This is a genomic window from Burkholderia sp. Ac-20392, from assembly GCF_017104585.1.
Lineage (GTDB): Bacteria > Pseudomonadota > Gammaproteobacteria > Burkholderiales > Burkholderiaceae > Burkholderia > Burkholderia lata.
The window spans coordinates 1-4,923 of the sequence record NZ_JAAGPB010000568.1; the positions used below are offsets into that span (position 1 = coordinate 1).

7 protein-coding genes are annotated in these 4,923 nt (G+C 68.5%); 1 reads left to right on the top strand and 6 read right to left on the bottom strand.

Annotation, left to right across the window (positions count from 1 at the left end; genetic code table 11):
• The 3 genes from G3N99_RS34610 to G3N99_RS34620 all read right to left on the bottom strand — a co-directional run.
• On the bottom strand, positions 1-535 hold a 535-nt coding region (locus G3N99_RS34610; protein WP_277396476.1), incomplete at its 3' end, for a biotin carboxylase N-terminal domain-containing protein.
• A gap of 4 nt (positions 536-539) precedes the next feature.
• A complete protein-coding gene (locus G3N99_RS34615; RefSeq protein WP_124584977.1) occupies positions 540-782 on the bottom strand; it encodes an acetyl-CoA carboxylase in 243 nt (80 codons plus the stop codon).
• A gap of 16 nt (positions 783-798) precedes the next feature.
• The gene (locus G3N99_RS34620) at positions 799-1,581 is read right to left on the bottom strand and encodes a 5-oxoprolinase subunit PxpA (RefSeq protein ID WP_206124617.1); all 783 of its coding nucleotides are present in this window, start codon (positions 1,579-1,581) and stop codon (positions 799-801) included.
• Positions 1,582-1,840: 259 nt separating this feature from the next.
• On the opposite strand from G3N99_RS34620, the gene G3N99_RS34625 reads away from it, so the two are divergent.
• Positions 1,841-2,758, top strand: coding sequence for a LysR family transcriptional regulator (locus G3N99_RS34625; RefSeq protein ID WP_069249003.1), 918 nt, complete (start codon positions 1,841-1,843; stop codon positions 2,756-2,758).
• Positions 2,759-2,837: 79 nt separating this feature from the next.
• Here the strand turns inward: G3N99_RS34625 and bioB are convergent, their stop codons facing one another.
• The 3 genes from bioB to G3N99_RS34640 all read right to left on the bottom strand — a co-directional run.
• The gene (bioB, locus tag G3N99_RS34630) at positions 2,838-3,860 is read right to left on the bottom strand and encodes a biotin synthase BioB (protein WP_174937680.1); all 1,023 of its coding nucleotides are present in this window, start codon (positions 3,858-3,860) and stop codon (positions 2,838-2,840) included.
• A gap of 55 nt (positions 3,861-3,915) precedes the next feature.
• Positions 3,916-4,635, bottom strand: coding sequence for a dethiobiotin synthase (gene bioD / locus G3N99_RS34635; protein ID WP_206124618.1), 720 nt, complete (start codon positions 4,633-4,635; stop codon positions 3,916-3,918).
• On the bottom strand, positions 4,632-4,923 hold a 292-nt coding region (locus tag G3N99_RS34640), incomplete at its 5' end, for an aminotransferase class I/II-fold pyridoxal phosphate-dependent enzyme (RefSeq protein WP_206124619.1). The genes bioD and G3N99_RS34640, both read right to left, overlap by 4 nt.

Sequence of the window (4,923 nt, forward strand, 5' to 3'; positions counted from 1 at the left end):
CGCCGCCGCCGGCGGCCGCCTTGATCATGATCGGATAGCCGATGCGCGCGGCAACCTCCCGCGCCTCGTCGAGCGATTGCACGACGCCGTCGCTGCCGGGCACGGTCGGCACGTTGGCGCGCCGCGCGGTTTCGCGTGCGCGGGCCTTGTCGCCCATCGTGGCGATCACCTGCGAGTCCGGGCCGACGAAGATCAGGCCGGCCGCTTCGACCTGCGCGGCGAATGCGGCGTTTTCGGACAGGAAGCCGTAGCCGGGATGGATCGCGTCCGCGCCGCACTGCCGCGCGGCGTCGAGAATCGCGGCAGGATTCAGGTAGCTTTTCGCCGCGTGCGACGAGCCGATGTGAACGGCTTCGTCAGCCATGCGCGCGGCGAGACTGTCGCGGTCCGCGTCGCTGACCACGGCGACCGCGCGCATGCCGAGCTCGCGCGCAGCGCGGATCACGCGCACCGCGATCTCGCCGCGGTTCGCGACCAGCACGGTCCGGATCCGCGACGGGCGGTAGAACGTGTCGGGGGAAGTTTCCGGTTTCATCGCATCACCCCTCGATCCGCATCAGCACCTGGCCCGCGTCGACCGGCTCGCCGTCCTCGACGAGCAGCTCGACCACGCGACCTCCCGCATCGGCTTCGATCTCGGTGAACTGCTTCATCACCTCGACGAGGCCGACCACCGCGCCGGCGGCAACCGTCGCGTCGACCGCGACGTAGTAGTCCGCATCGGGCGACGGACGCCGGTAGAAGGTGCCCGGCAGCGGGCTGACGATTTCGTGCAATGCCATCGTGTGTCTCCTTGAATCAGTGATGGGCGGCGAGCGGTCGCGGCCCGGCGGTCCGGATGCCTTCGCGGATCAGCGCGTGGCGCGTGTCGCGCACAAGCTCGAGCGCGCCCGGCGTGTCGCTGTGGATGCACACCGAATCGAAATCGATGTCGATGTCGTCGCCGTCGATCGTCCGCACCTTGCCGTCGATGCACGCGCGCAGCACCTTGTCGGCGACCTGGCGCGGATCGAGGCGGCCGACGCGGCGCGTGAACACGATCGAGCCGCTGCGGTCGTAGTCGCGATCCGCGTAAAACTCGCGGATCACCGGCTGCCCGTATTCGACCGCGACGCGGTAGGTGACCGATGCCTCCATGCAGTACAGCCACAGGCCCGGATCGACACGCTGCAGCGTCTCGATCAGCAGCCGCGAGAACGCCTCGTTGGCGGCCGCGTGCATGTAGAGCGCGCCGTGCGGCTTCACGTGCTGCAGGCTGACGCCGTTCAGGCGCGCGAACTCGCGCAGCGCGCCGAGCTGGTACAGGATGTCGTTGACGAGCGCCTGCGGGGTTTCGGCGATCGTGCGGCGGCCGAAGCCGACGAGATCGCGAAAGCCCGGGTGCGCGCCGATGCCGACACCGGCGTCGCGCGCGAGCTGCACCGTGCGCGCCATGATGTTCGGATCGCCGGCGTGAAAGCCGGTGGCGATGTTTGCCGAGCTGATGAGCGGCATGATCTGCTCGTCGACGCCGTCGCCGATCGTCCACGGACCGAAGCCTTCTCCCATGTCGGAGTTCAGGTCGACGCTGTGCTTCCTCATACGGTGTGCTCCTCCAGGTTCTCCGGTTCGCGTGCGTCGTGGCGCATGCCGAAACCGTGTTGAACGCAGGTTAGCCGCGCGGGTTGCGTCAAAAAAGTTCTATTTTTGGATGCAGCTGTATCGATTTTTTCGATACCCCGGAGAGCGGCCGCCAAGGGCCGTCGCAGCAGGGGTGGCAGGGTTTCCACGCAGTCAGGTTGATGGGCGCCGCACGGTTGTTATGATGTTTATCGCGTGCCCATCTGTTTTCTCATCGACCATGGCCCTGACCCTCAGACAGCTCAAGTATTTCGTCGCGACCGCCGAGCTCGGCCAGATCTCGCAGGCCGCGATCCAGCTCACGATTTCGCAGTCGGCCGTGACGAGCGCGATCAAGGAGCTGGAGGACAGCCTCGGCACGCAGCTCTTTCTGCGCACGCCGTCGGGCGTGACGCTCACCGACACGGGGCGGCGCTTCCTGAATCACGCGTACACGATCCTGTCGTCGGTCGACGAGGCGATGCGGATTCCGAACCTCGAAAGCACGCTGACCGGCACGCTCGCGATCGCCGCGAGCTACACGGTGCTCGGCTACTTCCTGCCGCATCACGTGCTGCGCCTGAACACGCTGTACCCGCGGCTGACGATCCACCTGCACGAGCTGAACCGCGAGTCGATCGAGGAAGGGCTGATCGCGGGCCGCTACGACATGGCCGTGCTGCTCACGTCGAACGTGTCGAATCCGGCGCTCGTGCTGGAGCCGGTGATCCACTCGGTGCGGCGGCTGTGGGTCGGCGCGCATCACCCGCTGCTCAGGCACGAAAGCGTCACGTTCGCGGAAGTCGCGCGCGAGCCGTTCGTGATGCTGACGGTCGACGAGGCCGGGCAGACGGCGCTGCGCTACTGGAACGAGACGCCGTACCGGCCGAACGTGATCCTGCGCACGTCGTCGGTCGAGGCGGTCCGCAGCATGGTCGCGAACGGCAGCGGCGTCGCGATCCTGTCCGACATGGTGTACCGGCCGTGGTCGCTCGAGGGCCGGCGAATCGAGACGATCGTGCTGCGCGACCCGGTGCCGCCGATGAGCGTCGGCCTCGCCTGGCGCAAGGACATCGAGTTGAGCCCCGCGATGCACGCGGTGCGCGACTATTTCCGGCACACGTTCATGGAGCCGCGCGCGCTGGGCGGGGCGGGCTGAGTGCGCGGCGCACGCGTAAAAAGAGCCGGGAAGTATCCCGGCTTTTTCATGCGGCGGACGAATCCGCCGGGCGTGGCGCTTACGCGTTCGCCGACATCGCGTCCGCATCGCTCGAACGGATGCCGAGGCGCTCGAACAGCGCACGGTCCTTCTGCGACTGCGGGTTGCTCGTGGTCAGCAGCTGGTCGCCGTAGAACATCGAGTTCGCGCCGGCGAGGAAGCACATCGCCTGCAGGCCGTCGTCGAGCTGCTCGCGGCCGGCCGACAGGCGCACGACGGCCTTCGGCATCGTGATCCGCGCAACCGCGATCGTGCGCACGAATTCGAACGGATCGAGCGGCGCGGTGCCTTCGAGCGGCGTGCCTTCGATCGCGACGAGGTTGTTGATCGGCACCGAATCCGGGTACGGGTTCAGGTTCGCGAGCTGCGAGATCAGGCCCGCGCGTTCGCGGCGCGATTCGCCCATCCCGATGATGCCGCCGCAGCACACGTTGATGCCCGCGTCACGCACGCGGTCGAGCGTGTCGAGGCGATCCTGGTAGGTGCGCGTCGAGATCACCTGGCCGTAGAACTCCGGCGACGTGTCGAGGTTGTGGTTGTAGTAGTCGAGGCCCGCGCTCGCGAGTTCCTGCGCCTGCTCGTCTTCCAGCATGCCGAGCGTCATGCAGGTCTCGAGGCCGAGTTCCTTCACGCCGCGCACCATCTCGGTCAGCGCCGGCATGTGGCGCTCCTTCGGGTTGCGCCACGCGGCGCCCATGCAGAAGCGGCTCGCGCCGTTCGCCTTCGCCGCGCGTGCGGCATCGAGCACCGCGTCGACGTCCATCAGCTTCTCGGCCTTCAGGCCCGTGTCGTGGTGCGACGACTGCGAGCAGTAGCCGCAATCTTCCTCGCAGCCGCCCGTCTTGATCGACAGCAGCGTCGACAGTTGCACCGCGTTCGCGTCGAAGTGCTCGCGGTGCACCTGCTGCGCGCGGAAGAGCAGGTCGTTGAACGGCAGCTCGAACAGCGCGACGACGTCGGCGACGCGCCAGCGCTGCGAGACCGGAGCGGCCACGGGAATCGCGTCGGGTTGCACGGGGGCGGCAGTCTGGGCTTGGGTCATATCGTTTTCCTGTCCTGGTCGGGGATGAGGGATCGGGGGATCTGTTTCGGTTGGGTCAAGGCTGCGCGGTGCGCAGCGTCTCGACGAGCGCGGCGATGTCGAGCATCGCCGCGGCGGATTCGGGGGCGGCCGGGCTCATGTGCGGAATGCGGCCGAGCAGCGGTGCGCCGTGCTCGCGAGCGAGCCAGTCGCGCATCGTCGCGATGTTCTCGTCGGGGAACGACATCGCCGGGTCGACGTGGTTCGCGACCCAGCCGGCGAGCTTGAGGCCGCGTGCGGCGATCGCATCGGCGGTGAGCAGCGCGTGGTTGATGCAGCCGAGCCGCACGCCGACCACGAGCACGACCGGCACGGCGAGCGCGACCGCGAGATCGGCCATGTCCTGCGTGTCGTTCATCGGCACGCGGAAGCCGCCGGCGCCTTCGACGACGACGATGTCCGCGCGCGTCAGCGCTTCGCGATGGCACGCGACGATCGTGTCGATGTCGAGCGTCACGCCTTCCTGCGCGGCGACGATATGCGGTGCGGCCGGTGCTTTCAGCAGGAACGGCGTGCGCAGCTCGGGCGGCAGCACGACGTTCGCGGCCGCGTCGAGCTGGTCGGCATCTTCGTTGCGCCACACGCCGTCGCGTTCATACGCGCCGGCTGCGACGGGTTTCAGCGCGGCCGCGCGCAGGCCGTGCCGCGCGAAGCCGTGCAGCAGTGCGGCCGACACGAAGGTCTTGCCGATTTCGGTGTCGGTGCCGGTGACGAACAGCGAGAGCGGAGCGGTCATGCTGCGGCCTTATGCGGGGCTGCCTCGACGGCGGCGGCCGCCTCTTCGCTGGCTTCGATCAACGCGGCTTCGAGCCGCGCGAGATCGTCGAACGAATGCGCGGCCGACAGCGACACGCGCAGCCGCGACGTGCCGACCGGCACCGTCGGCGGCCGGATCGCGGGCACCCACAGGCCGTGCGCGTCGAGCGCGCGCATCGCTGCGAGCGTCGCGTCGTTGCTGCCGATCACGAGCGGCTGCACGGCCGTGTGCGAATCGACCGGCTGCCAGCGCGTGTTGCGCAGCAGT

What these genes read in the sequence shown, in the direction of transcription:
- G3N99_RS34625 (WP_069249003.1), top strand. Translation starts at nt 1,841, where the DNA reads ATGGCCCTGACCCTCAGACAGCTCAAGTATTTCGTCGCGACCGCCGAG.
- G3N99_RS34620 (WP_206124617.1), bottom strand. Translation starts at nt 1,581, where the DNA reads ATGAGGAAGCACAGCGTCGACCTGAACTCCGACATGGGAGAAGGCTTC.
- bioD (WP_206124618.1), bottom strand. Translation starts at nt 4,635, where the DNA reads ATGACCGCTCCGCTCTCGCTGTTCGTCACCGGCACCGACACCGAAATC.
- bioB (WP_174937680.1), bottom strand. Translation starts at nt 3,860, where the DNA reads ATGACCCAAGCCCAGACTGCCGCCCCCGTGCAACCCGACGCGATTCCC.
- G3N99_RS34615 (WP_124584977.1), bottom strand. Translation starts at nt 782, where the DNA reads ATGGCATTGCACGAAATCGTCAGCCCGCTGCCGGGCACCTTCTACCGG.